Below are 16742 nucleotides of genomic sequence, written 5' to 3'. Positions count from 1 at the left end.
CGCGACAATCAGAGTTCAACAAAACTCTTGCGCGCGACAATCATCGCGGCAATCATCATCAGGCCGCGACACTGCCTCGCCATCCTGTTTGCCGCGCACTTCCCACCCAGATTGCCGCGCTACACGCGACCACTCATAAATGGTTTTCGCTACTGGTCTGCGTTCAGCCTCCCAGCCATCCAAAAGCTCCTGAAACGAGGTGGTTCGCTGGGACGCGAGTGAAGCGGCCGGTCCACCGCCCAACATGACAGCAGGCGAGAAGGCAAACTGCGTAAGACCTTCACCTCTGGCAAGCTTTGCGAGAGCTAGGCATGCACGCTGTATTGCTGCGCCAATGGCTCTGGCCATCGTCTGCCGGCTTTGCCAATCGGCACTTAAACCGTGCGCAACCAGATATCGGTTCGCTGTCTCAAGACAGTCGTGCTCCATGAGGCGGATCTTGAGCCACTCTTGGCTTGAGTCCGATCGGAAAGAACCTGGCTCGACCAATGGGGAGCTTCCTCGAGCTCCAAAGACCCAGTCCCCGAGTCTCACGTCCCATTTCGTCTGTTGGCTCCGGTTGTCACTGTACGCCTGCAGCCAGCTATCATGTTCGGCAAGAGCCAAATGGTGCGCCTCGCGCTCGGTCAGGGGCTTTGGACCGGCGCGAAGGTTCGCCCAGCGGACCTCCAGCTCCGCCAGGGCTTTTGCGAACCGCTGTTTGGCTTCTGCGGGATCGCGGGTTTGGAGACTTACCTTCTCCTCACGCTTGCCAACGAGCGCGCGCAAGTCTTCTGGGACCGCTCGCCGGAGCTGATAGATACCGGTTTTTGGATGCTTCCAAGGACGCGACATGAGCAACGGCATTTGTACCACCTCTCTGTACCACTAGTGGAGGGGTAAGCCGTTGGAATTGCTGATTTGCTTTGGATATCAGGCTCTTAAAAGAGCCGTGGTGCCCAGGGGCGGAATCGAACCACCGACACTGCGATTTTCAGTCGCATGCTCTACCAACTGAGCTACCTGGGCGTGCTCCAAGAGAGGGGCCAAAGCCCATCGAGCGGGCGGTTTATAGTGGGCCGAGAGCGGCCTGTCCACCCACGCTTCGCCATTGGCCCCGCGCGGTGCGGCCCGGCTGTGCACAAGCTCGGGCGGGCCCGCCGCGGCGGACGGGCAGCGCGTCGGAAGCGCGGCTAATAGGCTGATATTATTCAGCTATTCGATATCATCCACCTCGTCATCCCGGCCGGGGATGACGTAGGTGCCTTTCAGCCAGCGGTTCAGGTCCACGTCGCGGCAGCGCGCGGAGCAGAACGGGCGGGTGGCCTGCACCTGCGGCTTGCCGCAGATCGGGCAGGTTTTGAGGGGGCCGGTGGGCTTCTTGATCTGGTCGTCCATGATGGCGGGCAGTCTACACCAGCAGAGACGGTTCAAGCGTCTCTCGGCAAACGGGTTCCTCTTGAACAGGCGCCCGCGTGCCGCCGGCCGGTTCTACTGTGCATGGGGTTGTTTTCGAGATTTTGGTCAGACCGCGGTGGCGTTGAGCCAGCCGAAGCGGATCGGAAAGCCTTCGCCGCCGAGCAGCGTCGTGGTCTCGTACAGCGGCAGGCCGACCACGTTGGTGTAGGAGCCCACCATCTTCACCACGAACGAGCCGGCGATGCCCTGCACCGCATAGCCGCCGGCTTTGCCGCGCCATTCGCCGGAACCGATATAGGCCTGGATGTCGTCTTCCGAGAGGCGCTTGAAGCGGACGCGGGTCTCGACCAGGCGCTGGCGGAAGGCCTCACGCGGCGTCACCAGGCAGATCGCGGTGTAGACGCGGTGGTTGCGGCCCGACAAGAGCCGCAGGCACTGCGCGGCTTCGTCGACCAGATTGGCCTTGGGCAGGATGCGGCGGCCGACCGCCACCACGGTATCGGCAGACAGGATGAAGGCGCCGCGCAGCTCGTCGTCGAGCTGTACCGATTTCAGCGCCGCATCGGCCTTGGCCCGCGCCAGGCGGTTGGCACAGGCGCGCGGCAGCTCGCCCCGTCGCGGCGTCTCGTCGACGTCGGCCGGCCGGAGCGCGTCCGGCTCGATGCCGGCCTGGTTGAGCAGCGACAAGCGCCGCGGCGAACCGGAGGCAAGAACGAATTTGGGGCGGCCGAGCATCAGGTGATTTGAGGAGATGAGGCAGGAGGTGAATTGCGCGCGGAACCTATCGGAAGGGGGCTGATTTCACAACCCGGGAACCCGGACTTTGCTGATTCGGGAGTCGCCACATGGAGTGCCCTCGGTCTGTGACGCCGGTGTTACGATCATTGCGACCTACCCGTTCGCGGCGCCGACCTTGGCGAACCGGCGGCGGATGCGCATCAGAAGCTGGTCGCAGACTTCGCGATAGGCGGCGAGCTTCTGGTCGCGGCTGCCTTCGATGGTGGTGGGATCCTGGGTCGGCCAGTATTCGACCTCGGCAGCGAGCGTGCGGGTCAGCTCCAGCGCCTTGTGATGCGCCTCGGGCGAGAGCGTGATGATGAGGTCGAAATTCAGCCCCTCCCAGTCTTCCAGTTCCTCGAAGGTCTGCGGCTTGTGAGCGGAGATGTCCTGGCCGAGCTCGGCCATCACGGCGATCGCGAACGGATCGAGCTCGCCCTTCCTTGCGCCGGCGGACTTCACATAGAGGCCCTGCGGGAACATGTGCTGCAACAGGCTCTCGGCCATCGGCGAGCGCACGCTGTTCATCGCGCAGGCGAACAGCACCGATTGCGGATCGCGTGCGCGTGGGGGCGCAGCCATCCGCGTTTAACCCTTCCAGTGCAGGACAGTAATGAGCGTGAACAGGCGGCGCGACGTCTCGAAATCGACCCGCACCTTACCCTTCAGCCGCTCCTGCAGCGTGCGCGATCCCTCGTCATGGATGCCGCGGCGGCCCATGTCGATCGCCTCGATCTTGTCGGGGGTCGCAGTGCGGATCGCCTGGTAATAGCTGTCGCAGATCATGAAATAGTCCTTCACGATCCGCCGGAACGGCGTCAGCGACAACAGATGCGCGACCACGGGCGTGCCGTCCTCGCGACGAATGTCGAACATCAGCCGGTTGCCGCTGATGCCGATATGCAGCGTGAACGGCCCCTTCCCGTCGGCGCCTTCGGGCGCGAACAGATTCTGCTCGATCAGATCATAGATCGCAATCGCGCGCTCATGCTCGATGTCGGGCCCGGAACGGCCGATCGAGTCCTCGTCGAGGGTGACCGCGACGATGCGATTGGTCGAGTCGTCCTGTTCGGGCGGCTTTGTCATGACAGATTGAGGCGCAATCCAATCGAGCGCGAATGAGCATCCAGCCCCTCCGCTTGTCCGAGTGTCATCGCGGCCGGGCCAAGCGCACGCAGCTGGTCCGGGCCGCATTTCAGGATCGAGGTGCGCTTCATGAAGTCGTGCACCGACAGGCCTGAGGAGAACCGCGCCGAGCGCGCCGTCGGCAGCACGTGGTTGGAGCCGCCGACGTAGTCGCCGATCGCCTCTGGCGTATGGGCTCCGAGGAACACCGCGCCGGCGTTGCGGATCTTGGCGGCGAGCGCATCGGGATCGCTGGTCATGATTTCGAGGTGCTCGGCGGCGATGGCATCCGCGAGCGGAATGGCCTCAGCGAGATTCTTCACCATGATGATGGCCCCAAAATCGACCCAGGAGCGCCCCGCAATGTCGGCGCGCGGCAGCGTCTTCAGCTGCGCTTCGACGGCCTTCTCGACATCAGCCGCAAGCCGCGCCGAGTCGGTGATCAGGATCGATTGGGCGCTGGCATCGTGCTCGGCCTGCGCCAACAGATCAGCGGCGATCCAGTCGGCATTGCCGGTGTCATCGGCAATCACCAACACCTCGGAGGGGCCGGCGATCATGTCGATGCCGACCTTGCCGAACACCAAACGCTTGGCGGCAGCGACATAGGCATTGCCGGGACCGACGATCTTTGCGACCGGCGCGATTGTCGCGGTGCCGTGAGCGAGCGCGGCCACCGCCTGCGCGCCGCCGACGCGGTAGATCTCGGTGACACCGCCGAGCGAAGCCGCGGCCAGCACCAGCGGATTGAGCTTGCCGTCGGGCGAGGGCACCACCATCACGAGGCGCGACACGCCCGCGACCTTGGCCGGCACAGCGTTCATCAGCACCGAGGACGGATAGGCCGCGGTGCCGCCGGGCACGTAGAGGCCGGCGGATTCGATCGCGGTGTAGCGCCAGCCGAGCTCGACGCCGAGCGGGTCGGTGAAGCGCTCGTCCTTCGGCAGCTGGCGGCGATGGTAAATCTCGATACGGTCGCGCGCGAGTTTCAGCGCGTCCAGCGTCTCAGGCTCGCAGGCCTTTGTTGCCGCTTCGATCTCGGCGGCCGAGACGCGAAGGTCGGCTGCATCCAGCCTCAAGCGGTCGAACTTGGCGGTGGCCTCGAGCAAGGCGGCATCGCCGCGCCTGGCCACGTCATCGACGATGGCGCGCGCGGCGGCTTCGACATCGGCCGAGACCTCGCGCTTGGCGGCGAGGAACGCCTGGAATCGCTGGTCAAAATCGGCGCTGCTGCGGTCGAGACGAACGGGCATTTGGGGCTAGGCTTCTGCTGGTTGAGGGGGCGCAGTCTGGCTCAGCCCCCCCTGCTCAATGGCGCGGCGGGGAAGCTGCGTCAACCCTTGGCTGCCACCTCCTGGAAGCTACCGATCCAGCGAGGGCCTGCCCCGACGGAGCTGGTATACCGGCCACCTCAACCCTCCCCCTCGATCCCGACGCCCGTCCCCAGTTCGTCCGCCCCCAGATCGGTCAACTGACATTCCAGGCATTCGACGTCGAGGCGGATGGCGCCGCCATGGGCAAACAGCAACAGCGCGCTGCCGCCGGGCTCGTCGTCGCGGCCGCCCTGCGGATGAAATTCGATGCCGACGAGGTCCAGGATCTTGTCCGGAGCTCCCAAGTCGATGTTGCGCGACTTGCAGGCGAGCACGCGGTCGAAGCGGAGCGCTGCGACCAGCCGGCGCGGTTCGGCCTCCCCGTCCAGCGTCTGCTCCCAGTCCAGCCGGCTCATGCCGACCACTAAGCGCTTCTCGCCCTGCCGCCAGATGATGTCGGAAGGCTGGACGCGAGCATCCTGTACATGGGTCGAGATCACGGCGAGATCGTCGGCATCGAGCGCGATCAGTTTGAGCTGGGGAGACATTCCCGACATTTCTCCTCTAGGGCTGATACGGCTCAACGCCTGGAACTGCCGAAATTTCCGCGCAAACTAGCGATCCCGCGACGAACGGACTAGAGGCTATTGATATCCTCCATCTCCAGCACGTGCCTGGGATAGCCGACCCGAGCGACATGGATCATGGCGCGGCCCATCTGCTCGGTCGAGGTGACGAGCCTGGGCGAAATCCGGCGCAGCACCGACCACAGCGGCCATGAGACATCATAGACCGCCTGCACCCAGGCCGTCTTTGATCTGATCCCGTGCAAAGGCTGTATCGCACCGGGCCGAAACATGTAGGCGGCCTTGAACGGCAGCTTGAGCAGATCGTTCTCGGTTTTGCCTTTGATGCGGGCCCACATTCGCGAGCCCTGCTCGGTGGAATCGGTGCCGGCACCGGTGACGTAGGTGAAGGTCATCTGCGGATTGAGCCGCGCCAGCGTCGTCGCAGCCGCAAGCGTGATGTCATAGGTGAGACGGCGGTAGCGTTCTTCGCTCATGCCGATCGACGAGACACCGAGACAGAAAAAGCAGGCGTCATAGCCGGTCAGCTTCGCCTCAATCGCCGTATAGTCGGTGAAATCGTCATGGATGACCTCGGTCAGCTTGGCGTTGTGCACGCCGGTCGGGCTACGCCCAAGGACCAGCACGCGATCAACGCCGTCGTCGAGCAGACACTCGCGCAGCACGCCCTGCCCGACCATTCCGGTCGCGCCGAAGATGATGACCTGCATCGGGACATTCCCATCGATGTCGCGGCTCATGCGGCGGCTGCGATCTCGTCGAAAGATACACCCGTCAGCGTCGCCGAAGCATCCCAGAGCATGGCTGCCGCGGCAAAATCCTTCGCCTGTGGCATGATCCTCGCAATCCCCGGCGGTCCCTTCAATTCGTAAAACCCGTTCGGACCGTAATAGCCGGCGGGCTCGGCCGCCGGCGAGGTCGCCGCAAACAGCGTGGGCCGAGCGCCCTCGGCCGCGGACTGGCTGATCCAGGGCTGGAGCAACCGCCCCACGCGCCATTGCAAGGTGCTGACGCCGGGCCCGTTCGAAATCAGATCGGTTCGCGCAAAGCCGGGATGCGCGGCGATGCTCCGCAAGCCCCAACCGGCCGCATCGCTCCGCCGCTGCAATTCGAGCGAAAACATCAGGACGGCGAGCTTGGACTGGGAGTAAGCGCGCAACGGACGATAGGACCGCTTGCTCTGCAGATCGTCGAAATTGATGGCGCCTGAGCGATGCGCAAGGCTCGACAGATTGACGACCCGAGGCGCCTTGGCGCGGCGAAGACGCGGCAACAGACGCGCCGTGAGCGCGTAATGGCCGAGATAGTTGGTGCCGAATTGCATTTCGAAACCATCCTCGGTCTGCTGCCGCTTGGGCAGCGCCATCACGCCGGCATTGTTGACGAGGAGATCGAGCTGGTCGTTGCTGGCCGCGAAGCGCCGGGCGAAATCGGCGACCGAGGACAGACTGGCGAGGTCGAGATGCTCATAGGCGATCAGAGCGTTGGGAAACTGCGCGCAAATGCCTTCGATCGCCCGCAGGCCCTTTGCGTCGTTGCGTCCGGTGAGTATGACGATGGCTCCGGCGCCTGCCAGCGCCAATGCCGACTCATACCCGAGGCCGCCGGTGCCCCCGGTGACGACGGCGGTCTTGCCGCTGAGCGAAGGGATGTCTGCCGTGGTCCAGTCGGTCATGCCAATCTCCGTTCGGGGCTGGAATGCCGCCCGCGAGGGGTCTAAATGTGCACTCAGTGCAACTTTGCAAGAGGTGAAATAATTGAAGGCGTCGAAGCCGAGCGGGAAACGTCCCAAGCCCTTGATCCCTGGAGAGAAACTTCCGGCTTCCGCCGGTCTGCGCCAGCGCAAGCAGCAGGCGACCCGCGAGCGGCTGAAGCGAGCCGCGATGGCGCTGTTCCTGGAGCGCGGCTTCGAAACCACCACCATCGACGACATCGCCGATGCAGCCGACATGTCGCGACGGAGCTTCTTTCATTATTTCGCCTCGAAAGAGGACGTCGTGGCTGCCTGGCAGGAGGATGCTGCGACGGCCCTCGTGACCGAGATCCTGGCACGGCCCGCGGAGGAATCCATGCTGACGGCGGCGGAGAACGCGATCGCAGCCGCGCTCAAACGGATCGATCCGACCGAGGCGGCGGCGATGTCGCGGCTGAAGCGTGACAATCCCGCACTTCAGGCCCGCGACCAGCTCAAATACGAAAAGCTGGAACGCGCGCTGGCGGACGGTCTCGCGCAACGCTCGGGCCGCAAGTCGGACCGGTTGAAGGCCCGGCTTGTCGCCATGATCGCCACCGGCGCGATGCGCGTCGGCGGCGAGAGCTGGCTCAGCGAAGGCTCACGCGACAAGCCGGAGGCCTTCGTCAAGCGAACCTTCGATGCGATCAGGGCGATCCTGGCGTGAGGCCGCGCCTCACGCCTTGAAGAACGCCAGCAGATCGGCGTTGATCGTCTCGGCTTCGGTGGTCGGCATGCCGTGCGGAAAACCCTTGTAGGTCTTCAGCGTGCCGTTCTTGAGCAGCTTGGCCGACAGCGGCGCGGAATCCGCGTAAGGCACGACCTGATCGTCGTCGCCGTGCATCACCAGCACCGGCACGTTGATCTTCTTCAGATCCTCGGTGAAATCGGTCTGCGAGAATGCGACGATGCCGTCGTAATGCGCCTTCGCGCCGCCCATCATGCCCTGGCGCCACCAGTTCTGGATCACGGCTTCCGACGGTTTCGCGCCCGGGCGGTTGTAACCGTAGAACGGACCGGCGGCGATGTCGCGATAGAACGCCGAGCGGCCGGCGGCGAGCGCGGTCTGGAAGCCGTCGAACACGCTCTTCGGCAGACCGCCGGGATTGGCATCCGTTTTCACCATCAGCGGCGGCACTGCCGAGAGAATCGCCGCCTTCGCCACGCGAGACTCGCCGTGGCGCGCGATGTAATGCACCACCTCGCCGCCGCCGGTGGAATGACCGACATGCAGGGCGTTCTTGAGATCGAGATGCGCCGTCAGCGCAGCGAGATCGTCGGCATAGTGATCCATGTCATGACCGTCGGCGACCTGCGCCGAGCGGCCATGGCCGCGGCGGTCATGCGCAATGACGCGATAGCCGCGGGTGACGAAGAACATCATCTGCGCGTCCCAGTCGTCGGATGACAGCGGCCAGCCATGGCTGAACACGATCGGCTGGCCCGAGCCCCAATCCTTGTAGAAGATCTCGACGCCGTCTTTGGTGGTGATGGTAGGCATTGGGGGACTCCTTCATTGAAAATGTCATTCCGGGGCGCGCACAGCGCGAACCCGGCATTCAGAGATTGCTCGCGAGATTCTCAGGTGCGCAATTGCGCACCACAGTTCGATGCTTCGCATCGCCTCGCAATGACGAGGTGTTGACGATCAGGCGAACGCCAGCGGCTTGTAGCGGCGCCAGGCGCCGATGGTCAGCAGGACGAAGAACACCAACACGATGCCCTGCACGACGGCGAACACCGGCCCGGACGGCGGCGCGGGCGGCACGGCCGGGGCGAGCGCGGCCAGCGCCGGCACTTTCAGGAACGACTGGATGATCAGCACGAAGACGTTGAAGTAGAGCGCGATCATCGCGGTCACGATGTAGACCGGCCGCCACGCGCCCGAAAGCTTCATGCCGTACAGCGCCACGCACGCGATCGCGAGCAGCACCAGCGAGATGGCGGCAATGATGTACGAGGGCAGCAGCTCCTTGAACGGAAACAGAAAGCCGGTGGCGTTGGTGAGGATCGTGAACAGCAGGAAGATCGCGGTCAGGCCCGGCATCGGCTTCGAGCCGAGCAGCCCGAACATCACGATCAGGCCGGCGACGATACCTATCAGGCTGATGACGACGTGGACCAAGGTGAAGGCGGGAAGGCTCAAGCCGAGGACCATGGCATCTCTCCTACTCTCTGCATTGAGATCTGGAGATTGATAGTACGTCCCCCACTGGATTACCACCTGCACTCGCATCACACATGCGCGTGCAGCCATGCGTGTTCGCGCGAGTCGAAGAACGCATGGCTGAATTTTTTGCACCGCTGTCACAAACGACGGCAATTGTAGCCCGGACTACGCTTCGCTCCATCCGGGCCACGAAATCACAGGTTCACACTTCCTTGGTGTCGAAGATCAGCAGATCGGCACCGCCGCTAGCGAATTTTGGCACGTCGCCTGCGGCTGCCTTGCCCGCTTCGCTGCCGAAGGCCTTCTGGATATCGCCCACGCTGTCGAAGGTGAGAATGGCGACGAGGTGAATGCCTGATGGTCCAGCGGGCGAGCCGACCGCACCGGTGCTGACGGCGTATTTCTTGAGGCCAGGAAGCTTCTTGGCGAGCGGAATGTGGGTTTCGGCGTAGTGCTTGTCGAAGGCGGCAGCGTCTTTTGGCGTTTTGTAGAGCACGACGAGTTCGGCCATTGAGTCCTCCCAGTTGATCTTTGTCTTCGCGCGATTGATCTCGCGACGTGGCGAGTGTCCGTGGGACACGGCGAGATGGCAAGTCACATTCGACTTGCCGTCTGCTTGTCATATCCTTGACTAAAGCGCCGGTTTTGCGGCGTCGCCGAGATAGCCGTGCAGCGAGGCTACGACTTGCGCACCTTCGCCGATGGCGCCGCCGACGCGCTTGACCGAACCGGAGCGGACGTCACCGACGGCGTAGACGCCGGGGACGGAGGTCTCGAGCGGCGCGACCAGCCGACCCTGGTTCTGCTCGGATTGCGCGCCCGTGACGACGAAGCCGCCGCGGTCGAGCGTGACGCCGCAGCCGTCGAGCCAGGACGTGGCGGGATCGGCGCCGACGAACAGAAACAGGTTCTTGATGTCGGCAGAATCCTCGTCATCTGACAGCCGGCTCTTCCAGCGGATCCGCCGCAGCAGCGCGGCCTCGTCGCCCTCGAGCGCCGTGATTTCGGTGTTGAACAGCAACTCGATGTTCGGCGTCGCTTCGATGCGCTCGATGAGATAGCGCGACATGCTGGCGCCAAGGCCGCCGCCGCGGATGATCATCAAGACCTTCTTGGCATGTCCCGACAGGAACACGGCCGCCTGCCCCGCCGAATTGCCGGCGCCGACCAGCGCGACCTCTTCGCCGGCGCACAGCTTCGCCTCGATTGGGGAGGCCCAGTACCAGACGCCGCGGCCCTCGAATGTGTCGAGGTTCTCGATCTCGGGCCGGCGATAGCGCGCCCCGCTCGCGACCACGACCGCGCGCGAGCGCAAGGGATCGCTGCCGTCGAGCGCGATGGAAAAGGCGCCGCCCGTGCGCGTGCAGTCGAGCGACTTCACGGTGACGGGAATCATTATATCGGCACCGAACTTTTGCGCCTGGTTGAAGGCGCGGGCGGTGAGCGCCTGGCCGGAAATGCCGGTCGGAAAGCCCAAATAGTTTTCGATGCGCGCACTGGCGCCGGCCTGGCCGCCGAAGGCTCTGGTATCGAGCACGGCGACCGACAGCCCTTCGGATGCCGCATACACGGCGGTGGCGAGCCCGGCCGGGCCGCAGCCGACGATCGCGACGTCGTAGATCCGGTCATTGCGCGGTCCGCCGATCATGCCGATGGCCCGCGCAAGCTCGGTCTCGCCGGGGTTGCGCAGCACGGCGCCGTCCGAGGTGACGACCAGCGGCCAATCTTCGGGCTTCGGCGAATAGCGCGCGATCAGTTCGGCGGCATCGCGGTCGCGGTCGGGATCGAGCAGATGATGCGGCTGGCCGTTGCGGGTGAGAAAGCCCTGCAGGCGCACCACGCCGGCCGAATGCGAGGGACCAATCAGCACGATGCCGCCGACGCCGGCTTGAATCAGATTGACCCGGCGCAGGATCAGCGCCCGCATGATGCGCTCGCCGAGCTCGGCCTCGGCGACCAGCAGCGCACGCAGGCGCTCCGGCGGCAGCAGCAGCGTCTCGACATCGCCCTCGGCACGGCCATCGACCAGCGCCCGACCGCCGGAGAGCTGGCTGAGCTCGGCCAGAAATTGTCCCGGCCCCTGCTCGATCAGCGGGGTGACGTTGCCGAGACCGTCGCGCTGGGTGATGGCGACATGACCTTTCAGCACGACGAACATGCCCGGCCCGGGCTTGCCGGTCTCGAATAGCAGCTCGCCGTCCTTGTACGTACGGAGCTCGCCGAAACTCCTGATGCGCTCGATCTCGGCTGAGGTCAGCACCGGAAACGTCTGCTCGGGGCGGGTGAAACGCGACATCATCGCGTCGCGATCGATTCGGTCCTGTTCGTTCTGCCCCATCGCCACGTTCTTGCACTCCAGATTTCTAATTGCCGGCCTCGCCGGCGGTCCCCTGATTTAGGGGCCCATCTTCGTTTTGCGAGGGATCACCGCTTGCGGCGCGTTCACGCGCCTGCGCCTTGCGCCGCTTCAAATTCTCCCGCAGCGCCGATTTCAGGCGGTCGTCCCGCGATGCTCTTGTCTGTTTCGCGGTCTTGTCGGTCTCGTCAGCCATCACGGGTCCATCCAGCAGATGCCGATACCATGCCCAGAGAATGCGGCAGCTCAAGAGGCCCTGATGGTCCCGATCATGCGAAATCCAAAATGGGTCGAATCCACTGGAGGGGCCAACTGGCCAGGTGGGCGGGGGAAGCGGAACCAAAATCGATGGAAAGTCGGTCATTCCGGGCAAAAACAGCCGTAATACCCCCGATATCGCCCCGATTTTCTCGTTTTGGCTGGTCTTGCAAGCTTGCACAGCGGGGAGGCCTGTGGCAGATATCGGCCCGCTTGGTAGGCCCCTCGGGCGGCCGATTCTTATCCCAGCACATGCTGCCGTAGCTCAGTGGTAGAGCACTCCATTGGTAATGGAGAGGTCGACAGTTCAATCCTGTCTGGCAGCACCATCCATTCTTCCCAGAACGATCACGGATCGGCATTCTCGCGGCACGAAACGCCCGAGTATTGCTCTTGTCCGTTGCCCTCCTCTTGTGAAGAGGGCGCAGGGAAGACCGGGTGCCGACGGGCACCCGCGGTCCGCTGCGCGAGGTGTGTAGCGCAAGGAAACCGCACAGCAGCATACAGGTGGCGCCGAACACTCGGCCTTCCCTGCGCGGTGGTCGGACGGCTTATGCCGTGCTCTCCCGGGAGCCGAATTCCTTCTGGCCTCCCTCACCTCACGGAATTCACCGGCACCGCGCCGGTTGACGCCAGTGCCGCCTCCGCAAGTGCTTGACCGTAGCAACGACGGCCAGGACCACACGGTTTTGCCGTACGCAGTCCGACTTCGCCCAAGGGCTACGCCGGGTTCAGGCGCCGTTCGTACGACACGGCTTGCGATGGGCTCACGGGGTTCGGCTCAATCCTCCGCCCGCCCTGCCCTCACATCCGCGCCGGCGCTGCCGCGTCCACCGCATCCCCAGCCCACGTTCGTGACGACGTACGATCGCCCCTCTCCAACGGGCCGGGATGGCGCGAATAATGTCGCAAAACCGAATTTCGGTAAAGCGGAATGTTTTTGTGGAGGGGTTGACGGGATTTGGGAGGAGGCGGGTGTTTTGCCCGACGGGTCGTGCGACCGCACAGGTAAGGTTAATTCTTCCTTTCGATTGTCGGTAAAATTTTATCTATTATCGTCCTGGTCATTCAAGACGTACCAGGGGCTTCAATAGTGTTTGCGTTTTGCCTGATCGTGACTGGGACTGCGTTGCTTCTCTCCGGCCTGGTTGCCTTCGGCCTTCATCGAAATTCGCTGCACTCATTGGCGCTGCTGTAGCCGCATCGGCAACGAACTTTCGTAGCCCGGATCGAGCGCAAGCGTAATGCGGGGGCGTCAACTGCGGACACATGCCCCGGATTGCGCTTCGCTCCATCCGGGCGACGAACTCGAAGAGCGGCCTACGCCCTCACCGCAGGACAAGCCAGCAACGACGGCAGATCGCTCATGCGATGAAAGACGCCGTCACAGAACGCCGCCAACTCCTGCTCGGCGTCCGGACGACCGCCGGCAAAGCCGAGGACCTTCATTCCAGCGGCCCTGGCTGCGCGGGCTCCGGACAACGAATCCTCGACAACGACGCAAGCCGAGGGCTGCGCGCCCATCGTTTGCGCCGCGTGCAGGAACAGTCCGGGATCCGGCTTCCACGAGCCGACCTCGTAGGCGCTGAAAATGCGGCCTTCGAAATGGCCGAGCAGCTTCGTCAATGCGAGCGCATGCGTGAGCTTCGACATCGGCCCGTTCGACGCCACGCAAACGGGACTTGTGATCTCTGCCAGCGCGGCGTGAATTCCATCGACAGGCTCCAGTTCGGCATCAAAAGCCAGCGCTGTTGCCTGTCGCACGTCGGCGACGAACTATCCCGAACGCCGCGACCGAGCCGGCGCTCGACCTCGCTTACGCAATCGGCCATCTTGACTCCGCGGAAAGATCGCACCGCGTCCTCCACGCTGATCGCCACGCCCTCCTCGGCTGCGATGCGCGCAAAGACGGTCAGCTCGATGACCTCGCTATCGACCAGAACGCCGTCGGAATCAAAGATGATGAGTTCGGGAGTTGCAGACGCGTTCATTTCAAAGAGGTTTCCTCACTGCCGACCCGCTGCCCCGTGAACCGCTCATCGGCGCGCCTTAGCCGCCGACACAGCTCGCGGTTGATGTTCTGCAGCACCATCACATAAGCGTGGATGTCGGCCTTGTAGCAGGCGTAGAGCTTCTGGGCCGTCAGCTCGTACAGCACCGTCTCGCTTTCGGCGACGACCGTGGCGGAGCGGTTCTGCATTTCGATCAGCGTCATCTCGCCGAAGAAATCGCCGGGCTCCAGTGCGGACAGCGGGATGACGCCGCCCGCGCTCGCTCGCTTGCTCACCGCCAGCCGGCCGGACTTGACGATGAACATCGAGCGTCCTGGCTCGCCTTCGGCGACAATCGTCGCGCCTACCTCGAAGTGGCGCTCGACCAGCATCGAGATCAGGAGGTCGAGGCTGGCATCCGACAGACCGCCGAAGAACGGCGTCGCGAGGAGGAACGCTTTCAGATCGGGGGAACTGGCGGTCATCGGCGCAGGATACGCTCCGCCACCATTTGCGACAAGCAGGACCAGGATGGGGCGGGCCTCGCGGGGCCCTACCCATCCGAGGCGCCAACACTACATGTGATCTCTCAAGACGCGCAGCCCCTCACCGGTACCCTCCCATGATTCCCTTCTCCGTGCTCGACCTCGCGCCTATCCGGCAGGGCTCCGACGCCGCACAGGCGTTTCGCAATTCGCTCGATCTCGCCCAGCATGCGGAAAGGTGGGGCTTCAAACGGTTCTGGCTGGCCGAGCATCACAACATGACGGGCATTGCCAGCGCGGCGACCTCGGTGGTGATCGGACACATCGCAGGCGGCACGAAGACGATCCGCGTCGGTTCGGGCGGCGTGATGCTGCCGAACCATTCGCCGCTGGTCATCGCCGAGCAGTTCGGCACGCTGGAATCGCTGTATCCCGGCCGGATCGATCTCGGGCTCGGCCGCGCACCGGGCACCGACCAACTCACCGCGCGGGCAATGCGGCGCGACCTTGCGACCGCCGCCGAGAACTTTCCACATGACGTGCTGGAGCTGCAGGCCCTGCTCGGCGATGTCAAACCGAACCAAACCATCCGCGCCGTGCCGGGCATGGGCACGAAGGTGCCGCTGTGGATCCTCGGCTCCAGCATGTTCGGTGCCCAGCTTGCCGCGATGCTGGGTCTGCCGTTCGCCTTCGCCTCGCATTTCGCGCCGCAGATGATGATGCCGGCGCTGCGTGAATATCGCGCGCGGTTCGAGCCGTCGGCGCAGCTCGACAAGCCCTACGCGATCGTCGCCGTCAATGTATTCGCCGCCGACAGCGATGCGGAGGCGCAGCGCCTGTTCACCTCGCTGCAACAGCAGTTCATCAATCTGCGCCGCGGCACGCCCGGACCTTTGCCGCCACCGATTGACGACATGGAGGCGCTGTGGTCGCCGGCAGAGAAGGCAGGCGTGGCGCAGTCGCTGGCCTGCTCCGCCGTCGGCTCGCCGGCATCAGTGGAGGAGAAGCTGAAGGCGTTGATCGCCGACACCGCGGCGGACGAGCTGATGACCACGGCCCTGATCTACGATCACGCCGCGCGGCTGCGCTCGTTCGAGATCGCCGCCGAGGTAAGGGACAGGCTGGCGAAGCAGCAGGCGGGGTGAGCGTGGGGCCACGCCGTCATTGCGAGCGCAGCGAAGCAATCCAGACTGCCACTGCTGCAAGACCCTGGATTGCTTCGTCGCAAGAGCTCCTCGCAATGACGACGGAGGGAGTTCGTCCTAATCCACAAACCCGAACAGCTTGGCCGGATTGTGCACCAGGATCTTCTCCAGCTCGGTCTGGTCCGCCGCGTAGCGGTACATCAGTTCGAGCAGGTCGGCATCGTTCGGCGGCTGCTTCACGGAGACCGGATGCGGCCAGTCGGAAGCCCAGACGCAGCGGTCGACGGCCGCTTCGATATAGGCGCGCGCGATCGGGATGACGTCGTCGTAAGGCGGCCCGGCCTGCGAGGTCTTCTCGCCGAGCGAGAGCATGACCCAGAAATTGCCCTTCTCGAGCAGCTCCAGCATCTTGCGCAGGTTCGGGTCGTCCTTGCCGCGCGAGGGCTCGGGGCGGGCCATGTGGTCGATCAGCACGGGAACGTCGAGATTCTCGTATTTGGCGACGCTCGACATGATGCCGTCTTTCTCGGGCTGGATCTTCACGTACCAGCCGAGCTCGCGGATGCGGGCGATGGCGCGGCCGAAATCGGCATCCGACAGCACCGCGCCGAGCTCCTGGCGGAAGCTGAAACGCGCGCCGCGCACGCCGGCGTCATGCAGTTTTGCCAGATAGGCGTCGTTCGCCTCCGCGAACACCAGCGCGTTGGCGCAGCCGCGATAGTTCGGACCCATGGCTTTGAGCCCGTCGAGCACGACGGCGTGGTCTGCGCCGTAGGTCGTGGTCTGCACGATGATGCCGCGCTCGATGCCGAGCGTCTTGTGCATGCGCAGCGCGGCCTCCCAGGTCGCTGACGGCATCCGGTAGGCCGCACCGGGGCGCTCCGGATACTTTTCGATGGGCCCGAGCACGTGAAACTGGCTGTCCACGGTCTTCGGCGGCGGTGGCTTGATCGGGCGGCGCGGGTTCGGATCGAACGGCAGATAGGTCGGCATGCGGCAGGCTCCTTCAGTCGATCACGGCGGTGAAGTCGCACTGCACCAGTGCGCCGCCATCCATGTTGTCCATCGGCAGCGCATGACGTGCCGGGCGCGAATGCTCGTCCGGAAACATCTTCAGCCATGCGACATTGACGGGGCCACGATTGCCGCGGTCCTTCAGCCACACCGTCATCTTGATGATGTCATCGGTGGTGCCGCCGGCGGCCTCGACCGTCGCCTTCATATGGGCGAACATGTTGGCGCATTGCGCGTCGAGACTCTCGGGCATCGTATTGGTCGCGGGATCGCGGCCGAGGATGACGCCCGACATCACGAGGTTGCCGATGCGGCAGGCGTTCGGAATCGGATTGGCGTGCTTGAAGCCGCCGATGTGAATGCTCTTGCGCCGCGATTGACTCGTCATGAT

At 64.3% G+C, this 16742-nt stretch carries 21 protein-coding genes and 2 tRNA genes; 3 read left to right on the top strand and 20 right to left on the bottom strand.

Annotated features, from left to right (window positions below; genetic code table 11):
- Window positions 1-15: 15 nt before the first annotated feature.
- The 10 genes from X265_RS41020 to X265_RS05015 all read right to left on the bottom strand — a co-directional run bounded on the left by X265_RS41020 (window position 16) and on the right by X265_RS05015 (window position 6875).
- Complete coding sequence (locus X265_RS41020; protein WP_194417918.1) at window positions 16-846, bottom strand: DUF6538 domain-containing protein; 831 nt, start codon at window positions 844-846, stop codon at window positions 16-18.
- Between the two features lie 86 nt (window positions 847-932).
- Window positions 933-1008, bottom strand: a tRNA-Phe gene (locus X265_RS05055).
- 186 nt (window positions 1009-1194) lie between these two features.
- Entirely contained in the window at window positions 1195-1377 is a 183-nt protein-coding gene (gene yacG, locus X265_RS05050) for a DNA gyrase inhibitor YacG (RefSeq protein ID WP_128963903.1), read from the bottom strand.
- 126 nt (window positions 1378-1503) lie between these two features.
- The gene (locus tag X265_RS05045) at window positions 1504-2133 is read right to left on the bottom strand and encodes a Maf-like protein (RefSeq protein ID WP_128963902.1); all 630 of its coding nucleotides are present in this window, start codon (window positions 2131-2133) and stop codon (window positions 1504-1506) included.
- 156 nt (window positions 2134-2289) lie between these two features.
- Window positions 2290-2757: an arsenate-mycothiol transferase ArsC gene (locus tag X265_RS05040; RefSeq protein ID WP_128963901.1), complete on the bottom strand. Its 468-nt coding sequence runs from the start codon at window positions 2755-2757 to the stop codon at window positions 2290-2292.
- A gap of 6 nt (window positions 2758-2763) precedes the next feature.
- Complete coding sequence (locus X265_RS05035) at window positions 2764-3261, bottom strand: UPF0262 family protein (RefSeq protein WP_128963900.1); 498 nt, start codon at window positions 3259-3261, stop codon at window positions 2764-2766.
- The gene (hisD, locus tag X265_RS05030) at window positions 3258-4553 is read right to left on the bottom strand and encodes a histidinol dehydrogenase (protein WP_128963899.1); all 1296 of its coding nucleotides are present in this window, start codon (window positions 4551-4553) and stop codon (window positions 3258-3260) included. The genes X265_RS05035 and hisD overlap by 4 nt, the downstream gene beginning before the upstream one ends.
- Before the next feature lie 158 nt (window positions 4554-4711).
- On the bottom strand, window positions 4712-5161 hold the full coding sequence (locus X265_RS05025) for a DUF2948 family protein (protein ID WP_164938433.1): 450 nt from the start codon (window positions 5159-5161) through the stop codon (window positions 4712-4714).
- A gap of 89 nt (window positions 5162-5250) precedes the next feature.
- Complete coding sequence (locus tag X265_RS05020) at window positions 5251-5910, bottom strand: NAD(P)H-binding protein (RefSeq protein ID WP_164938974.1); 660 nt, start codon at window positions 5908-5910, stop codon at window positions 5251-5253.
- Window positions 5911-5936: 26 nt separating this feature from the next.
- Entirely contained in the window at window positions 5937-6875 is a 939-nt protein-coding gene (locus X265_RS05015) for an SDR family oxidoreductase (protein WP_128963897.1), read from the bottom strand.
- 82 nt (window positions 6876-6957) lie between these two features.
- Here X265_RS05015 and X265_RS05010 point away from each other — a divergent pair, with 82 nt between their 5' ends.
- A complete protein-coding gene (locus X265_RS05010) occupies window positions 6958-7599 on the top strand; it encodes a TetR/AcrR family transcriptional regulator (protein ID WP_128963896.1) in 642 nt (213 codons plus the stop codon).
- Window positions 7600-7608: 9 nt separating this feature from the next.
- On the opposite strand, the gene X265_RS05005 is transcribed toward X265_RS05010, so the two are convergent.
- The 5 genes from X265_RS05005 to X265_RS04985 all read right to left on the bottom strand — a co-directional run bounded on the left by X265_RS05005 (window position 7609) and on the right by X265_RS04985 (window position 11654).
- Complete coding sequence (locus X265_RS05005) at window positions 7609-8433, bottom strand: alpha/beta fold hydrolase (protein ID WP_128963895.1); 825 nt, start codon at window positions 8431-8433, stop codon at window positions 7609-7611.
- A gap of 147 nt (window positions 8434-8580) precedes the next feature.
- Window positions 8581-9090 (bottom strand): hypothetical protein, encoded by a 510-nt coding sequence (locus X265_RS05000; RefSeq protein ID WP_164938432.1) that lies wholly within the window; start codon window positions 9088-9090, stop codon window positions 8581-8583.
- A 214-nt stretch (window positions 9091-9304) separates the two neighbouring features.
- On the bottom strand, window positions 9305-9613 hold the full coding sequence (locus tag X265_RS04995) for an EthD family reductase (RefSeq protein WP_100175035.1): 309 nt from the start codon (window positions 9611-9613) through the stop codon (window positions 9305-9307).
- Between the two features lie 120 nt (window positions 9614-9733).
- The gene (locus X265_RS04990) at window positions 9734-11440 is read right to left on the bottom strand and encodes an FAD-dependent oxidoreductase (protein ID WP_164938431.1); all 1707 of its coding nucleotides are present in this window, start codon (window positions 11438-11440) and stop codon (window positions 9734-9736) included.
- Between the two features lie 25 nt (window positions 11441-11465).
- The gene (locus X265_RS04985) at window positions 11466-11654 is read right to left on the bottom strand and encodes a hypothetical protein (RefSeq protein ID WP_128963893.1); all 189 of its coding nucleotides are present in this window, start codon (window positions 11652-11654) and stop codon (window positions 11466-11468) included.
- Window positions 11655-11970: 316 nt separating this feature from the next.
- Between X265_RS04985 and X265_RS04980 the strand changes: the two genes are divergently transcribed.
- Window positions 11971-12045: transfer RNA gene (locus X265_RS04980), tRNA-Thr, on the top strand.
- A gap of 991 nt (window positions 12046-13036) precedes the next feature.
- Here X265_RS04980 and X265_RS41905 read toward each other — a convergent pair.
- The 3 genes from X265_RS41905 to X265_RS04960 are packed head-to-tail and all read right to left on the bottom strand — an operon-like array spanning window position 13037 to window position 14192.
- Window positions 13037-13414, bottom strand: a complete 378-nt coding sequence (locus tag X265_RS41905) for an HAD-IA family hydrolase (protein ID WP_283815019.1) — start codon at window positions 13412-13414, stop codon at window positions 13037-13039.
- On the bottom strand, window positions 13339-13707 hold the full coding sequence (locus tag X265_RS41900; RefSeq protein ID WP_283815018.1) for an HAD hydrolase-like protein: 369 nt from the start codon (window positions 13705-13707) through the stop codon (window positions 13339-13341). Before X265_RS41900 ends, X265_RS41905 begins: the two co-directional genes overlap by 76 nt.
- Window positions 13704-14192, bottom strand: a complete 489-nt coding sequence (locus X265_RS04960) for a Crp/Fnr family transcriptional regulator (RefSeq protein WP_128963892.1) — start codon at window positions 14190-14192, stop codon at window positions 13704-13706. Before X265_RS04960 ends, X265_RS41900 begins: the two co-directional genes overlap by 4 nt.
- Window positions 14193-14329: 137 nt before the next feature.
- Here X265_RS04960 and X265_RS04955 point away from each other — a divergent pair, with 137 nt between their 5' ends.
- Entirely contained in the window at window positions 14330-15337 is a 1008-nt protein-coding gene (locus tag X265_RS04955) for an LLM class flavin-dependent oxidoreductase (RefSeq protein WP_128963891.1), read from the top strand.
- A 117-nt stretch (window positions 15338-15454) separates the two neighbouring features.
- On the opposite strand, the gene X265_RS04945 is transcribed toward X265_RS04955, so the two are convergent.
- Window positions 15455-16330: an amidohydrolase family protein gene (locus tag X265_RS04945; protein ID WP_128963889.1), complete on the bottom strand. Its 876-nt coding sequence runs from the start codon at window positions 16328-16330 to the stop codon at window positions 15455-15457.
- Between the two features lie 13 nt (window positions 16331-16343).
- Window positions 16344-16739 (bottom strand): RidA family protein, encoded by a 396-nt coding sequence (locus tag X265_RS04940; RefSeq protein ID WP_128963888.1) that lies wholly within the window; start codon window positions 16737-16739, stop codon window positions 16344-16346.
- Between the last annotated feature and the right edge of the window lie 3 nt (window positions 16740-16742).

The sequence above is a fragment of the Bradyrhizobium guangdongense genome, from assembly GCF_004114975.1.
GTDB classification, from domain to species: domain Bacteria; phylum Pseudomonadota; class Alphaproteobacteria; order Rhizobiales; family Xanthobacteraceae; genus Bradyrhizobium; species Bradyrhizobium guangdongense.
This window is presented reverse-complemented; position numbering and strand designations above follow the sequence as displayed.